The sequence below is a fragment of the Quyinboa sediminis genome (assembly GCF_042219855.1).
Classification (GTDB): Bacteria; Bacteroidota; Bacteroidia; order Bacteroidales; family UBA5342; genus JBHJHP01.
Map to the genome: position 1 here is coordinate 1,085,508 of NZ_JBHJHP010000001.1, position 16,681 is coordinate 1,102,188.

Consider the following 16,681-nt stretch of genomic DNA (forward strand, 5'->3'; position numbering starts at 1 on the left):
AGTGTCTTATGTCTAAGGAAAGAATATGAAAATAGCTTTAGCTCAACTCAATTATATTGTCAGTCATTTTGAATATAATCATAACAAGATGGCTGCAGCCATAGAAGAAGCTAAAAAAAGTGGTGCCGAACTGATTGTTTTTTCGGAACTCAGCATCTGTGGCTATCCACCCCATGACCTGCTTGAAAAGCGGGAATTCTTCGACACCTGTATGTTGTGGGTGAATAAACTGGCCGGGTTGAGCAAAGATATTGCCATCATTGTCGGATCACCAAGTCTGAATGAAAATCCCAGGGGTAAACGGCTGCATAACTCAGCATTTTTTCTGAATAATGGAAAAATAGAAAAGGTGTTTAACAAGACGCTGCTTCCGACCTATGACGTATTTGACGAATACCGTTATTTTGAACCCAACAGGGATTTCGACATCCTTGAGTTTGGGGGAAAGAAATTTGCAGTGACCATATGTGAGGATATCTGGGAAAAACAGCCGGTACTGAATCCCTTTGCTCAAAGCCGACTCTATTCTGTTGTACCGATGGAGCAGATCATTAAGCTAGAACCTGATATGCTGATCAACATTGCCGCCTCTCCCTTCTCATACGTGCAGGAAGGCACACGGAAACGGGTTTTAAAACTGAATGCTGAAAAATACAATATTCCGGCTATTTACGTCAATCAGGTAGGGGCAAATACCGAGCTGGTTTTTGATGGCAACAGCATGGCTATTGATGGACAGGGAAACCTGGCGTTACAATGTAAACGTTTTGAGGAAGATATTCAGATTATTGACACGGAAGATATGGATGTCAAACCTTTGGTCATCCCCGAAAAAACAGATCATATCCCTGTTATTCATGATGCTTTAATCCTTGGAATCAGAGATTATTTCCAAAAAATGGGTTTTAAAAAGGCTACGCTTGGCCTTTCCGGCGGCATTGACTCTGCCGTAACGCTGGTTTTAGCCGAACGGGCTCTGGGTGCAGAAAACATAAGAGTCCTGCTCATGCCGTCCCGGTTTTCAACGGATCATTCCGTGAAAGATGCCGTGGATCTGGCTGAAAACCTGGGTATTGAATATGATATCCTTTCCATTAAAGAAATTTATTCACAGTTTGAAGATACACTGTCGCCCGTATTCAATGACCTGCCGTTTAATGTAGCTGAAGAGAACATACAGGCCCGCATCCGTGGTACCCTTGTTATGGCGTTATCCAATAAATTTGGACATATTCTGCTGAATACCTCCAACAAAAGTGAGGCAGCTGTAGGATACGGGACCCTTTACGGAGACATGAACGGGGGCCTTTCCGTGCTGGGAGATGTATACAAGTCAGATGTATTTAAGCTGGCCTGGTACATTAACAGAAAAACAGAGATTATTCCGCATAACACCATTGTAAAACCACCTTCGGCAGAGTTACGTCCGGATCAGAAAGATTCTGATTCTCTTCCTGAATACGATATTCTGGACGGCATTTTATTCAACTATATCGAACTGAACCGGTCACCACAGGAAATTGAATCATTGGGTTACGACCGCGCAACCATCGATAAAACAATTCATATGGTAAATGTAAATGAGTATAAGCGCTTCCAGACACCACCTATCCTGCGGATCTCATCCAAAGCATTTGGCTTTGGCCGCCGTATGCCATTGGTAGCCAAATACTGAATCAGTGACGAATTATGAATGAGGAATTACAAGTTTAATCTGCGTTTATCTGAATTTCATATAACTGATCCTGAGAACAGTTATTTTTCTCGCTGATTAACGCAAGGATCTCACGCAGATATTCGCTGAAATCCTGAATAGATTAAATGTTATTTTAAATAGCGTTACTCCGCGTATCCATCTGCGTATTTCTGCGAGAAAATTTCCTTGTCTCACCCGCGCAATGACGAACTGACTGAAAGTTATAAACCACCCTTTATATGCTTAAGTACAAAAAAGTAAATTCTGAAATCAATTAGAAATTACAGTACTTATACGCATGCAATCGCAATTTGAAATTCGTCATTCGTCATTAATTTTGTAACAAACATTTCATATTAGCTTAAAGTATTTTGACTTAAATTGTGCTGAAAAGCGTATGACATGAGAATAATGGTACTCCTCACTTTGATTTCCCTCACGATCAGCACATTTTCACAGGTTAAGTATATTGCTCACAGGGGTGCTTCATTCATTGCACCTGAAAATACCATGGCTGCTGTTAATTTGGCATGGCAACTGAATGCTGATGCCGTGGAAGTTGACGTTTATCTGTCGCAGGATAACCAGGTTATGGTCTGCCACGACGATACGACCCTGAGAACATCAGGAATCAAACTTGTCATTTCTAAATCGAAAGCCAAGTTATTGCGCAAACTGGATGTGGGAAGCTGGAAGGACCATAAATATGCCGGAGAAAAGATGCCTTACCTGACAGAGGTTATTAACTCTGTGCCGGAACACAAAATGCTGGTGGTTGAAATAAAATGCGGAAAAGAGATTCTACCTTACCTGAAAGAGATTATGGATACCACACCCAAAGCGAGCCAGCTTGTATTTATAAGCTTTGGTTGGGAAACGATTCTGGAAACAAAAAAGACTTTTCCAAACAACAAATGTTATTGGCTAAGTGCCGAAAATGAAGGATTATCAGAAAAAATTAAAGAGGCATCGCAAAACAAACTGGATGGGATCAACCTGTATTATGAGATCATCAGTCCATCTGTAATAAATCTGGCCAAACACTATAAACTGGATGTGCTTTGCTGGACCGTGGATGATCCTGTCGAAGCCAAAAAACTCATTAAGCTTGGCGTATCAGGTATAACCACCAACAGGCCTGCATGGCTTAAAGAACAAGTGGGACGGAAGTAGGAGTTACAAATTAGGAATTAGGAATTACGATTTACGAATTACGATTCACGGTTCACGGTTCACGATTCACGATCTACGGTTCACAGCTGAGCACGAAGCCCGAATCCGGCAACAAATAATTTTTTTTGCTTTCGGTAAACCGAAATTCAGATATCTTTGTTCCTTATTTTATGAATCAACAAAAAAGAACATATAAAGCTCTACTTTCCATAGCATTGTTTATGGCACCGTTCTTTATTCAACTGGTTCACGCAGAAGTTCATCATCATGCTCAGGTACACGAAACGGGTTTTATTGATCACGGTTCAGAATGTCTGATTAATACCTATGAATTTCAACCCCATTTTATTTTTGATTATGATCCGCTTATTCCGGTTTACAGGTTGTGCCTGGGGGAACTCATCTCAGATTACTCATCTGTTACAGCAACAAACTTTCACCAAAATATCAGATTACGGGCACCACCTGTTGTTTCCCTTACAATGGTTTGAAACAATTACATACTAATCTGATATTAAATAAATTATGAAATACATATCAACTACCTGCATTCTGTGGGTATTTTTAATTATATCCGTTACAGGTCAGAATAATATAATGGGTACCGTTTACAATTCAACTGACCACACAACGATTCCCGGAGTTAACATTTTTATTCCTGAACTTTCAAAGGGCGTCATCAGCGATGATGATGGCACATTCGCCATTAAAAATCTGCCGGATGGGGTATTTAAGGTTCAGTTTTCATTTGTAGGATTTAAAACGGTGATTAAGGACATAAATACCAGGACGAAAAATAGCCAGGTCATTGAAATGACACCCTCTGTTTTACAGTCAGAAGAGGTTGTCGTATCAAGCGGAAGTTATTCATCGCAGCATGAAAATGCCATAAAGATTGAAAACTATCATTTGCACGATGCGCTGCAAAGTGAGAATACCAATATATTTGCTTCACTTTCCGAGGTTCCTGGCATCAGTGTGATCACAAAATCACCCGGCATCAGCACACCGGTCATTCGCGGACTTTCCACCAATAACATTCTGGTACTTAATAACGGCGTAAAGCTCGAAAACTACCAGTTTTCACAGGATCACCCCTACCTGATCAGCGACAACGGGTACCGCGATGTGGAAATCATTAAAGGTCCGGCTTCCCTGCTCTACGGGTCTGATGCTCTGGGAGGTGTACTTAATTTTATCAAATCCGACCCGGCACCTTCTGGTACCACCGAAGGTTCGGTCAGTGCAGGATGGCTCAGCAATACAAACGGTTACCAGGCGGGAATGGATGTGAAAAGCAGCAAACAAATGTTCAATTGGGGCATTAACGGTTCTTATAAGAATCATGCAGATTACCTGGATGGAAATAACACTGCCGTATTGAACAGCAGGTTTAACATGCAGAACCTGGGCGCTTTTGCCGGAACAGGATATAAAAACAGCCGGTATAAGCTGTTTTACGATTATACAGCCATGAAAGCCGGAATTCCATCGCCGGAGGCTCAGGGACTGGTCGGTGAACGGGGGAGAAATAATGAGGTTTGGTATCAGAATCTGGATCACCATATGGCCACGTTAAAGTACAATTATTATAAATCAGCCTGGAAGTTTAATAATGATCTGAGTTATCAGCTCAACGACCGGGAATTGTTCGGATCAACCGGCAACCTGGTAAAAATGCACTTAACAACTGCTTCGCTGAATGCCAAACTGAGCAGGCATACAGGACAATCAGGTGAGTTGATCACAAGCATACAGGGACGATATCAGTATAATCACAATTTTGATGCACCGGTACGCGTGTTACCGGACTACACTTTAGCAGACCTTGCCGGACTTGGTTTGTACCAGCTCAATGTTAACCAGACCCTTTTCCTTCAGATGGGGGCCCGCTATGATTTCAGATATGTGAATGCACCGGAACAGATTAAAGCCGCTCATTCACATGAGGAAACGGCGGCTGATGCACCCCATGAAATGATGGATCCTTTTACAAAATCGTATAATAACATCAGTGCTTCGGCCGGATTAACCTGGCAGCTTATTCCTGATGGACTGATCCGGTTCAACCTGGCATCGGCTTACAGAACCCCCAATGTGTCAGAATTGCTTCAGGACGGAGAACACGGCACACGCTATGAGATCGGCGACCGTAACCTGAAATCACAGCGGAATTATGAAGCAGACCTGAGTTTTCATTATCATTCAGGTGTTGTCGTCACTGAAATTGCCGGCTACTTCAATCAGATTCAGAACTATATCTACCTGGCCCCAACAGGTGAAGTGACCGATGAAAACTTTCCGGTTTACAGGTACAGTCAATCCAACGCCCGGTTAGCCGGACTGGAAGGAAGCATTGATGTACATCCCGCTCCATATCTTCTTCTCAGTGGTACATTTGCATATCTTTACGCTATAAAAGAAAATGGCACATATCTGCCCTTTATTCCACAGAACCGTCTTACACCGTCATTTACCTTACACAAGGATAAAAACTGCAGACTGGCCGATAAGCTGTTTCTGAAAATAGCACTCCCTGTCGTGCTTGATCAGAATCATCCGGCTCAGTTCGAAACCCGGACCAATGCTTACACGCTGCTCAATGCCAGTGCCGGCATGGTATTTAAGCATTTCAAAGTTGATGTGTCCGGATCGAACCTGATGAATACGCTGTATGTCGATCATCTATCCACACTTAAACCGCTTGGATACTATAATCCCGGACGAAACTTTTCACTCCATATGACTTATCACTTTTAATTGAATATTACAGCATCTTTAATCCCTTACCGAAACACATTACAACCGGTCCGCTCATGACAAGCAGACCGGTTTTTTGTTTTCTGACTGTCCCACCCTGAACCGGAAATTATATTTATTGCTAAAAACCTGAACCAAACAGGGCTGCATCAGTTAACACTATAGGTATTACTAATTCCGAAGCAGATTTTCTATGTCTGCTCAAAAAATTTTAAAGTATGAAAAACCAAACCCGGAACTCTGCCAGCTGGTATAAAGATGCTGTGATTTATCAATGTCATGTCCGTTCTTTCATGGATAGTAATGGTGATGGAATCGGCGATTTTAACGGACTGATCCAGCGGCTCGATTATCTGCAAAGCCTTGGGATCAACGCCATCTGGTTACTGCCGTTTTACAAATCTCCACTGAAGGATGGTGGTTATGATATTTCGGACTTTACCAGCATACATGAAGATTACGGTACCATGGCCGATTTTAAACGCTTTATCCGTGAAGCGCATAAACGGCACATCCGGGTGATTACGGAACTTGTACTCAACCATACATCAAGTGCGCATAAATGGTTTGAACGTGCCCGGACTGCCAAACCCGGTAGTGTATACCGTGACTTTTATGTGTGGAGTGACACTAACGATAAATATACCGAAGCGCGTATTATTTTCCAGGATTTTGAATTATCCAACTGGTCATGGGATCCGGTGGCTAAAGCGTATTACTGGCACCGGTTCTATTCCCATCAACCGGATCTGAATTTTGATAATCCCAGTGTGCATAAAGCGATCCTTAAAGTGCTGGATTTCTGGTTCGGTATTGGAGTGGACGGCCTAAGACTGGATGCCGTACCTTACCTTTATGAACGCGAAAACACCAACTGCGAAAACCTGCCGGAAACACATGATTTTCTGAAAAAACTGCGCACCTATATCGATGATAACTTTGAAGATAAGATGCTTCTGGCCGAAGCCAACCAGTGGCCGGAAGATTCATCCGCCTATTTCGGCATAGGCGATGAGTGCCATATGGCCTTTCACTTTCCCCTGATGCCACGCCTGTACATGTCAATGAAAATGGAAGACCGGTTTCCGCTGATTGATATCCTGGAACAAACACCGGCCATTCCCAAAAACTGTCAGTGGGCCATTTTCCTGCGAAATCATGATGAGCTAACGCTTGAAATGGTGACCGACGAAGAACGGGATTATATGTACAAGGCGTTTGCCAAAAATCCGAAACAGCGCATCAACCTCGGGATAAGACGAAGACTTGCACCCTTGCTTGAAAATGACCGCAAAAGCATTGAGCTGATGAATGTGCTGTTGTTTTCCATGCCCGGAACACCCATTATCTACTATGGAGATGAAATCGGGATGGGTGATAATTATTACCTCGGCGACCGTGACGGCGTGCGGACCCCCATGCAATGGTCTGCCGATAAAAATGCGGGATTTTCAACTGCAGAACCTCAGCAGCTCTTTCTGCCGGTAGTATTTAATTACGATTACCACTATGAATCCATTAACGTAGAGAATTTTGAAAAGAATTCAACATCCCTGCTCTGGTGGATGCGGAGGGTCATCAATGTACGCAAACAGTTTAAAGCCTTCAGCCGGGGTGATATAGAGTTTATTGATACCAACAATCCGCGCATTCTGGCCTTTACCCGTACCTATGAGGATGAAGTTATCCTGGTTATCATAAACCTGTCCCGCTATTCTCAAAACGCACAGCTTGATTTAAGAAAATACGCCGGATACATCCCGACTGAGGTGTTCAGCCGCAATGCGTTCTCTCTCATTGGCGAGGAACCCTATGTTTTTCCTCTGCAATACAAAAACTATTTCTGGTTTCAACTGAAAAAACAGGAGACCGAAAACGACAACAAACCGGTGGAACTGGATTATAAGCTTGATGTGACCACACGGAAATGGAACCGCATGTCGGATGCACTCCGCACTGATCTACAGGGACTGTTGCTTGAGTATATGCAGAAAAACCGCTGGTTCAAAGGACGCTCAAGGAAGATACGTAAAATCGACATTGTAGATACGGTTCCCTTCCGCGACCATGATATTTTTTCCTATCTGCTGATCATAGAGATCACATACATTGAAAACAGTGCGGAGTTTTATGTCATTCCGGTGTCTGTTTCATTGGGAGATGAAGCGGCAGATATCCGGTACACCTATCCTGAAGCCATCATCAGCAGCATCAATATCGATGGTCGTGAAGGATTGCTGTATGATGGATCTTACAAAAGAGAATTTATGGATGATTTTCTCCGGCTCATGGCACAAAAAGGGAAACTAAAGACAGCGCAGGGCGAGTTACAGGGTTTTGCGGCACGGCAGCTGGCTAAAACCATGAAGCAGGCCGGTGAAGAACTCCAACCGCGCGTTATCAGTGCAGAACAGTCCAATACTTCGGTTCAGTACGGCAATACCCTGTTCCTTAAACTGTACCGCAGACCGGAAGAAGGTGTCAATCCTGAAGAGGACATCGTTAAGGCGCTGAGCAATAACCGCAATTTTAAAAATTCACCCGGTTATGCCGGATCCATAGAATATAAACGGCCATGGCACGACAGCATGCTGATTGGCATACTTACAGATTACATTACGAACGAAGAAACAGCCTGGCAATATACCGTTTCTGCCATCGACAAGTTCTTTGACCATATCGTATCACAAAAAGAACAGTTGCTGCCAGCTTATGCTGCGGATGATCCTGCAACCTTTGTTCCGGATGATGACGAAGTAGTCCGTTCAGCCTTCGATCCGCTGTATATGCAGATGGTGGCCTTACTGGGTCAACGAACGGCTGAGATGCATAAAGCGCTCGCTTCGGTAAAGAATGACAACAGTTTTGCAGAGGAGAAATTTTCCTTACTCTACCAGAAATCGCTGTATCAATCGTTCAGGACCACTGTAAAACGAAACTTCAGCAAGATTAAAGCATCCCGTGGGAAACTGGATCCGGCACAGCAAACAGTTCTGGATGAAATTCTCAGCAATGAATCCAGTTTATTATCTGCAGTTAAAACCGAACTTGAAGCCGGGAAAATGAGGGCATCCAAACTGAAAATACATGGCAATTACCATTTGGGTCAGATCCTGTTTACCGGTAAGGATTTTATGATTACAGATTTTGAAGGTGAAAAGGAACGAACACTTTCAGCCCGTAACCTGAAATACTGTCCTTTAAAAGATGTGGCTAACCTTTTGCGTTCTTTCCATTATGCCGTTTACATGGGATTTGAGACCTACAGTTCACGCATGCCAGAACACGCAGCATTTTTGGAGCCATGGCGCGACATCTGGCACAATGCGGTGAGAGACACACTGCTGAAGAGCTACCTGGAAACAGCCGGTAATGCGTCGTTTATTCCGGATGTGCCCCATCAGACGGATATTCTGCTGACGCTGTTTACCATAGAAAAAGCAGTGGATGAAGCAGTTTATGAACTTGAAAACCGTCCGGAATGGCTGCATATGCCTCTGAACGGACTTAGAAAGGTTATTCATACGATTATTGAATAACGCGATTGCACGCTGTATTTAACAAATTGTATTAGATTTGTTTCAGGAAACAATTTAACAGGCATGGATTCCATTACCTATCGCGAAGTTGAACTGTCTGATGCGGTTCAGCTTATCGGATTCATGAAGGGTGTTCTTGGCGAAACGCCGTTTCTCCGGTATGAACCGGAAGAGTTCAGCATGAATGTTAAGCAGGAAGAGGATTTTATATCCAATTTCATTCTGAACCGCTCCTTAAAAATGATTCTGGCCCTACACGGAAAGGAGATCATAGCCATCGGTTCCATCGAAGGAAACCATCTGAAAAAATTCCGCCATAATGGCGAATATGGCATTGTGGTTAAGAAAGCCTGGTGGAACAAAGGCATAGCCCGCGACATAACAACGATGCTCCTGGATTGGGCACGGGATAATGCGGTTCTGAAAAAGATAAACCTGCATGTGCATTCTGGAAACACCATTGCTATTGCGTTTTACAGGAAAGTAGGATTCCGGGAAGAGGGCCGTATATTGCGCGATTTTTACTACAATAAAACATATTACGATACCCTGATAATGGGTCTCAACGTGGACTGAAATCCGGTGAATAATAAAAAATTTTAATCTTTTAAGTATTTCAGCAGCATTCCATGCGTTGAAATAAATATTTTTTTATATTTGCACTCGCTAAAAAACACTGTCTCGTGGTGTAATGGTAGCACAACAGTTTCTGGCACTGTTTGTGAGGGTTCGAGTCCTTCCGAGACAACTTTAAATTATTTCAAACCCCTGTATTTAAACACAATACAGGGGTTTGTTTTTTATTCCACTCAGTATTTGTTTGCTTACTGGGTTTCTAATCAGTTCTAACTAAGATCGTATTTCATGTAAACGACTAAACGTGCGGCCTTGATCCGTTTTTAATTTCCCTGAAAACATAATCACCAGCCGTAATTAACATAACATCCTTAACCCAGGGTGGCATTCGCTTCGCTCATTGACCCGGGGCTACCCCCGAAGTATCGGTGTTGACCCTTACAGGGTCATGGTTAAGTTGCAAAAATTATCAGATCATATTGATTCGTATGTTGGGAACTGTATATTTTATACAATCTCAAACATCATAATAATTACTAATTACCTATTTTTGAAAACAATTAAACTTATAGACTTTTTAGAAAATGGCATCCAGTCAGGACTTTGTGGATTTTGTAGTAGAGCAGATTGAAAATGCAGGAGAAATAACTGCCCGGAAAATGTTTGGTGAATACGCGGTTTATGCCGATGGAAAACTATTCGGCCTGATCTGCGATAATAAGCTGTTTATAAAGCCTACAGCAGCAGGCCGGGAATTTATTGGAAATGTGGTGGAAGCACCGCCCTACCCCGGCGCCAAAAACAGTTTTCTGATTGAAGACCAAATTGAGGACTGCGAATGGCTGAGTGAACTGGTCAGGATTTCGGTTAAGGAACTGCCAATGCCAAAACCGAAGAAGAAAAAGAAGTGAGACCTTGTGATTTATGAAAATGGGGCACCGGTTTATTCTTTTTTCCAGTTTACAGTATTCAGGTTAATATATCGTTTAATTCGTTCAAACGATTGGTATGTTCGGATGATATGTTCATAATACCTGGATTGCCAGGCAAATTCAGGATTAACCTTCCTGGCATTAATTGTAACTGCCCGTTTGTATTGATTGATGATAACCCCTAATGTGCCCGGCTTCCATTTTTCCATGGCAGCAGCAATTTGTTCAGGATATTCTGAACCAGTGGAAACGCCCGAATCGGACGTTTCCACTGGTTCTTGCATTTCCGTTTCCACTGGTTCTTGCTTATTCAGCTTGTCTTTTTTATCAATTATAACTATCCCATGCATATGATCTGGCATTATTACAAATTCATCCAATTTCACAAATGAAAAATGTTGAGGTATTTCAATCCATAATTTGCTGGCTAATCTACCCGTTTCAGATAAGATCATTCTCCCTTGAACGATATCACCAAAAAAATATGTCCTGTGTTTCGTACAAATAGTTATAAAATATTTGCCATCCCAGCCGTAGTCCCATTTTTGTAAACGAAGAGACGATGTTCTGTATTTGTTAAGAAATTTATCTGACATTGGTTTTGTTTAAGGCACATACATAATTAAGGTAATTCCGGATAAATATCAAAAAAAACCTTGCAAAGGTCATAAAAGGACTTTTGCAAGGTTTGTAAGTTAGCTTTAATCAAGTTGAAACGTCCGATTCGGTCGGAAACGTCCGATTCGGACGTTTCAACTTGATATAAATATTTATTCCTTCACCAGCTTCTGTTTACCTATTATTTTATGATCCGCAACAATGTCAACGGTATAGCAGCCGGACGCAAGTCCTGAAAGGCTGATGTTCTGATCTGAGTTTCCATCCACTTGTTGTTGCATCATCACCTGGCCTGCCAGATTATGTACGGTCACCAGCAGTTGTTTATAGGCTTTATCTGTCTTAATATGTAGCAGATCTTTAGCCGGGTTCGGGTAAACCGAAACAGCCTCAGTTTTCACATCGTCAATGGCTTGCGGATAAACAACGCTCAGTACACCGTCACTGAAATCCCAAGCCAGACCTTCGCCGGGAACAGCCGGAACGATGTCATCAAAACTACCGGAATGGCTTGTGCCGTTAAACAGTGTAAACTGATCACCGATTGACAGTTCACCTGTTATCGTCAGATTAAGTGTCCCGTTGTAACTTACCGATCCGTATGAATAAACTTTATCGCTCGAATTATTATCAGCATTGATTTCAAAATTACATGCACTTCCGTCATTCAATACCAGGCGGGCCAACCTGAAAGTGGAGATGCTGTTGTCTCCGGGAGCAATGGCGCCACCTTCATATACGTAGACCATTCCGTATAACCGTCCTTTTCCGGCCAGTACACCGCCTCTTACATAGGTTGAGGCTGTTGATGACTGGGTTCCGTTAACGATCAGCGTACCGTCGTGAACCGTAGTTGTACCACCATAAGTATTATTGCTGTTCAGGCGCCAGATACCGGTACCTTCTTTTTCTATATAGGTAACACCGTAGTGTCCGTTAGCTGAACAGTCGTTATTAATAATTCCGTTAAAGGTTTCATCCGTACTTGATCCGCCAACGATCCATGTCATTTTAGTTCCGTCCGTCTGCTTACTGGCAGCACCAAGAACCGTTCCTGAAACACCGGATAATCCACCGAGGTGCATGGTACCGGTTGTAGCCCAGTTGATGACTTTGGCATTACCCGACAGGTTAACCCTGGCATACGGAAGTCCCACTGTGTTATTCAACATCAGCTGACTCCCGCCACTGTTTGTTGGGTTGGAACCATATGCATTCAGAACACCGGTAAACTCCGACCAGTCGCCCTGAACATATTCCCGTAAATAGGGAATTGTATAGGTTAAGGTTCCTGAACCGGACACCTTGGATTTAATGTAACAGTTGCGGTAAGGCGCAAATCCACCGCTTGTACCTTCCGGAACAATCAGTTCAAAATTGTACTCTTCGTAGTTTGATGACTGTCCGTTGGTCAGTTCCAGTGTTCCACCATTCAGATAAATCTTATTGGATGATCCAAGCACCTGTGATACATCTGTTTTCTGCTTCAGATCCACAGAAACAGTTCCACCTTTAATATAAGTGTCACCCTCGTAGTTGTTCCCAATTTCGTTATAGAGTTTGAGTGTTCCATCACCTGATTTCACAAATCCTCCGGCCCCGTTTAAGGTTCCGTTCAACGTTACCGTTGCGCCGGATGAATTGATTCCCAGCTCAGCTGTTTCATCCAGTGTAATGTTTCTGTCTGTGGACGTACTGCCGCCAACATAATGCACTGCCCCACCTTTCATTACCCAGTTAAAGGCGTAATTCTGCGAAGCACCCAGTCCGCTGGCAACACCGCCGTTACTCAGCTTATTAATGATAAGTGTACCATCCCAAACCACGGTAGCACCGGTGTAAGTGTTCGCAGTTGAAATGGCAAACGTTCCGCTTCCTGTTTTATTTACCGATCCTGAACCTGAAATATTACCTGATCCGGTAAAGGTATAGTCATAATCGGAACTGATAAATGTTACTGCAGGTGATACCACCTCATCGATACTGACGTTCCTGTTGCCTGTAACGGTATCACCGAAGATAACCATTTTATCATCTGCAAAAGCTGCATCACCTGAACCATCGAACCAGTTCATCGTTGCTTTATCCCAATTGTTATCAACCTGACCGCGCCAGATTAAATCCGGAGCATAGGTTTCGGGATTAACCACAGGAACCTCAACAGGTCTGGATTTGGCTGTCAGCTCATTTGAAAAGCCGGAGACGGTGTTCTCGTTGTAGCCAAAAATGCGGAATACACCACTCTCCTCAGGCTCCAGCCCTTCAAGTGTAAAAGTGGAAGATCCGGCATCTGCGGTATCTATATTGACAAATGCACCATCAATCTTGCGTTGTAAAATATATCCGTCCTCTTTTTCAGTGTAATCCAGCCATTCAAATGTAATTGAATTCTGTGTGGCCGATTTTACGGCGAATTTCAGCGGAGTACGAATGTATTCCTGCGATGATGACGCATCAATCCCGTTGATATAGTTTTCTATATTGGTATACCCGTTTGCGGCAATGGTCATGGCATCATTTACGGTTTTACTGGTACCATTTGCATCTTCCCATGCGTCCGGCATGCCATCCTTATCGGTGTCGGTACGTGCAATTCCAGGCCATAAATACCAGGATGATGGTGCACCAATTGGCAATGTACTTTCACTGCTTATCAGTTCACCTTCAACACCAAAGGATTTTACTTCATTCACCACATAATAATCCGCCAGATCCCTGTATGGCAGTGAAGCACCAACTACAGGCAGTAAATCGTCCACCAGGGCTGTAGCTGCAATGGTTGGCAGCACCGGATAATCAAATGGTTCAGCCTGAAAATCGGGTCCACCACTGTATTCACTGAACGGAATTTCGTAACCGTTAAGTACACCATCAAGGTTTTTATCGTGCCAGTTATCATCGGCATAAATATGAAAATCTGAATTTCCGTCACTGATGGGTGTTCCGCCCATATCAGGACCTTTTATAAAGTAGTTGCCATTCACATTCACATAGGAGCTTCCTTCGGAGTCACCACCCATGATATAGGCACCGTTTTTCCAGTTGTAAACTACATTGTTAACATACTGACTTACCCCTTTTACCTTGTTATTACGGGTGCTGTTATCCACATACAGGTTTCTGTAAAGCGTCACACCACCACCAGTCTGGATCAGACCACCGGCAGAATGCAGCAGTAAACCCTGCGATATGATGGAATTCATGATGGTGATATTGGTTGGCTCGGTGCCCTTGCCGTCCCAGTTTATGGAGAATGTTTCATCCCGTCCCCATGAAACAGAGATATGATCAAACATCATGTTCTTTCCGTTGGCAATACCCAGGGCATCCTTTCCGCTGGATCCTACCACTCCCATCCGGAATCTTACATAACGGCAGATCGTATTGTCTGCCCCGGTAAAGCTCACGCGATCACCATAAATGGTTACACCTTCACCCGGAGCGGTCTGTCCTGCAATATAGAGATTTGAAGAAACCACAATGGTTGAATTGATCCTGATCACACCGGCTACGTCAAACACAATAATTCTGTTGGAACGGCTCACGGCATCCCGGAATGAACCTGTTCCGCTATCACTCAGGTTAGTCACGTGATAAACAGTTCCGGTTCTGCCCCCTGAAGCATATTTACCAAAACCTTCGGCTCCGGGGAACGCCGGTAACTGTGCTTCAGCTGAAAAGCCGGCTAAAACAAACAGAAATAAAGTACTTAACTTAAAAAATCGTAAAGATAATTTCATGATAATATTGTTAGAAATGTTGTGAATTCTGTAAAAAAAAGAAATGTAGATCATCCAAATTGTTGCATCACCCAATGCAGCGCTAAATTACGGCAAAATAGCATGTCATGAAATACACAGATTGACCACAGTGTTACACTTTATGACACCTGAATATAAAACAAATTTATGAAATAACTGAAATAATAATACCAATAATGATCACCTATCTTATCATGTCCCTGACGGTATATGCTTTTAATTCAGCCGGAATTTCAGGCAGATCAATTCCATCCAAATCCGGCACATCCCTAAAACCTGCTTTCATGTATTTTACAATTATGCCATTAGGATCAATCAGCATTATTGATGGCAGGTAGGTATACGCTGCGGTACCTTTCGGGGTTCTGCGCACCTTTTTCAGACCGTCAATATTTGTCCAGCTCATACCATATTCAGTTACAATTTCAACCGGATTATTTGATAAGTGCGCAGATAAAACGCCTATAATCTTAATATCTGATTCATAATAATTATTATAAACCCAATCTGTAAATCTTAAGTATTCATCCCTGGAATAAGATTCAGTATGCCAGAATAACAACAAAACATACCTGTCCCGGTAAGAATTGGTGCTAACAGGTTCGTTGCTCAAAATATCATTTCCAAAAAATTCCGGAGCAATCATACCTTCCTGTTCTGAGACCGGAATGGGAAAGCCTTTTTCATTTCTGAATTTATATGATTTCCCGGGATTAAATTTAACAAGTCTGACACCTGTATTTTTCAGCCTCGTATCAGCATACTGATAATAATAATCTCCAAATTTCACATACTCCGACGGATGAATATCGCTGTATTGTGAAATTTCATATATACTTTTATCATTTTCAAATACAAAAGCATCGGAATTGTGCCAGCCATTATACCGCTTACAAATCCTGAAGGTATCACTCCCATACTTAAAGAGTCCGTAATTATATTCAGGAAAAAAGCAATAAAGACTGGGTTTTTTGCAGGAGCCAACCATGCCGCTTATACATACATCCTTCTTAAGCTGAACAACGCCGGTGCCATCAAATGCTTCCATATCCACAGAAATAACATGATGCATTACGTCTTCAATCAGTGGATATATTTTTTCAAGAATTCTAATGCTGTCATCACTCAGGTCATTGTTAGTATTGGCATCAACAATATACATCAGTTCACTGGAATCATTAAAACCGGCAACTATGGTAAAGAAGGTTTTCAGTTTTTTTGAAGTCAGGTAAACGGTATCCTTCAAATCATACGTGTGTTTCATTTTATCTTCAAAATACGTCTTGCTCATGTTCCCGGAAAGGTAGTTTTGATAGTAAAACTGAAATTCATCTACAATTACATGATACGTAACGGTTCGGGAGAGGCCATCCGGGATGTTTCTGATTTCAGGAAAAACAGAGGTCAGTTCAGCATCTCTCAGTGTTAATATTGAATCAGAGGTAATATTTATCCCCCTGTCCCTCCACGGCGTTTCACCTTGTACCGTTTGATCCAGAATTACAGTGGCAGAATCAAGATTGCTGATATCAACAACTTGCGCTGATGAAAAACAATACAGCAATGGATACAAAGACAGAAACAGGAATAATCTTTTCATTAATAATCGGTTCGTAACTTACAAAA

At 42.5% G+C, this 16,681-nt stretch carries 10 protein-coding genes and 1 tRNA gene; 8 read left to right on the plus strand and 3 right to left on the minus strand.

Annotated elements, in window-relative coordinates:
• Positions 1 to 25 precede the first annotated feature (25 nt).
• The 8 genes from ACE1EF_RS04575 (at position 26) to ACE1EF_RS04610 (ending at position 10,655) form a co-directional block, all read left to right on the plus strand.
• The gene (locus tag ACE1EF_RS04575) at positions 26 to 1,675 is read left to right on the plus strand and encodes an NAD+ synthase (RefSeq protein ID WP_375719440.1); all 1,650 of its coding nucleotides are present in this window, start codon (positions 26 to 28) and stop codon (positions 1,673 to 1,675) included.
• A 423-nt stretch (positions 1,676 to 2,098) separates the two neighbouring features.
• Positions 2,099 to 2,869 carry a glycerophosphodiester phosphodiesterase family protein gene (locus ACE1EF_RS04580; RefSeq protein WP_375719441.1) on the plus strand — a complete coding sequence of 257 codons (771 nt, stop codon included), beginning with the start codon at positions 2,099 to 2,101 and terminating at the stop codon, positions 2,867 to 2,869.
• Positions 2,870 to 3,039: 170 nt separating this feature from the next.
• The gene (locus ACE1EF_RS04585; protein WP_375719442.1) at positions 3,040 to 3,360 is read left to right on the plus strand and encodes a hypothetical protein; all 321 of its coding nucleotides are present in this window, start codon (positions 3,040 to 3,042) and stop codon (positions 3,358 to 3,360) included.
• Positions 3,361 to 3,394: 34 nt separating this feature from the next.
• Complete coding sequence (locus tag ACE1EF_RS04590) at positions 3,395 to 5,629, plus strand: TonB-dependent receptor (RefSeq protein ID WP_375719443.1); 2,235 nt, start codon at positions 3,395 to 3,397, stop codon at positions 5,627 to 5,629.
• A gap of 218 nt (positions 5,630 to 5,847) precedes the next feature.
• The gene (treS, locus tag ACE1EF_RS04595; RefSeq protein WP_375719444.1) at positions 5,848 to 9,168 is read left to right on the plus strand and encodes a maltose alpha-D-glucosyltransferase; all 3,321 of its coding nucleotides are present in this window, start codon (positions 5,848 to 5,850) and stop codon (positions 9,166 to 9,168) included.
• Between the two features lie 63 nt (positions 9,169 to 9,231).
• On the plus strand, positions 9,232 to 9,744 hold the full coding sequence (locus ACE1EF_RS04600) for a GNAT family N-acetyltransferase (RefSeq protein ID WP_375719445.1): 513 nt from the start codon (positions 9,232 to 9,234) through the stop codon (positions 9,742 to 9,744).
• A 101-nt stretch (positions 9,745 to 9,845) separates the two neighbouring features.
• A tRNA-Gln gene (locus tag ACE1EF_RS04605) sits at positions 9,846 to 9,916 on the plus strand.
• Between the two features lie 412 nt (positions 9,917 to 10,328).
• On the plus strand, positions 10,329 to 10,655 hold the full coding sequence (locus ACE1EF_RS04610) for a TfoX/Sxy family protein (protein WP_375719446.1): 327 nt from the start codon (positions 10,329 to 10,331) through the stop codon (positions 10,653 to 10,655).
• Between the two features lie 32 nt (positions 10,656 to 10,687).
• On the opposite strand, the gene ACE1EF_RS04615 is transcribed toward ACE1EF_RS04610, so the two are convergent.
• From ACE1EF_RS04615 to ACE1EF_RS04625, 3 genes are all read right to left on the minus strand, one after another.
• Positions 10,688 to 11,272: a transposase gene (locus ACE1EF_RS04615; RefSeq protein ID WP_375719447.1), complete on the minus strand. Its 585-nt coding sequence runs from the start codon at positions 11,270 to 11,272 to the stop codon at positions 10,688 to 10,690.
• Positions 11,273 to 11,446: 174 nt separating this feature from the next.
• A complete protein-coding gene (locus ACE1EF_RS04620; RefSeq protein WP_375719448.1) occupies positions 11,447 to 15,034 on the minus strand; it encodes an autotransporter-associated beta strand repeat-containing protein in 3,588 nt (1,195 codons plus the stop codon).
• A 205-nt stretch (positions 15,035 to 15,239) separates the two neighbouring features.
• Positions 15,240 to 16,655 carry a peroxiredoxin family protein gene (locus ACE1EF_RS04625; RefSeq protein WP_375719449.1) on the minus strand — a complete coding sequence of 472 codons (1,416 nt, stop codon included), beginning with the start codon at positions 16,653 to 16,655 and terminating at the stop codon, positions 15,240 to 15,242.
• Between the last annotated feature and the right edge of the window lie 26 nt (positions 16,656 to 16,681).

Bases quoted from the DNA above. Each gene is read 5' to 3' on its own strand.
- ACE1EF_RS04610 (WP_375719446.1), top strand. From the start codon at position 10,329: ATGGCATCCAGTCAGGACTTTGTGGATTTTGTAGTAGAGCAGATTGAA.
- ACE1EF_RS04625 (WP_375719449.1), bottom strand. From the start codon at position 16,655: ATGAAAAGATTATTCCTGTTTCTGTCTTTGTATCCATTGCTGTATTGT.
- ACE1EF_RS04600 (WP_375719445.1), top strand. From the start codon at position 9,232: ATGGATTCCATTACCTATCGCGAAGTTGAACTGTCTGATGCGGTTCAG.
- ACE1EF_RS04620 (WP_375719448.1), bottom strand. From the start codon at position 15,034: ATGAAATTATCTTTACGATTTTTTAAGTTAAGTACTTTATTTCTGTTT.
- ACE1EF_RS04580 (WP_375719441.1), top strand. From the start codon at position 2,099: ATGAGAATAATGGTACTCCTCACTTTGATTTCCCTCACGATCAGCACA.
- ACE1EF_RS04575 (WP_375719440.1), top strand. From the start codon at position 26: ATGAAAATAGCTTTAGCTCAACTCAATTATATTGTCAGTCATTTTGAA.
- ACE1EF_RS04615 (WP_375719447.1), bottom strand. From the start codon at position 11,272: ATGTCAGATAAATTTCTTAACAAATACAGAACATCGTCTCTTCGTTTA.
- ACE1EF_RS04585 (WP_375719442.1), top strand. From the start codon at position 3,040: ATGAATCAACAAAAAAGAACATATAAAGCTCTACTTTCCATAGCATTG.
- treS (WP_375719444.1), top strand. From the start codon at position 5,848: ATGAAAAACCAAACCCGGAACTCTGCCAGCTGGTATAAAGATGCTGTG.
- ACE1EF_RS04590 (WP_375719443.1), top strand. From the start codon at position 3,395: ATGAAATACATATCAACTACCTGCATTCTGTGGGTATTTTTAATTATA.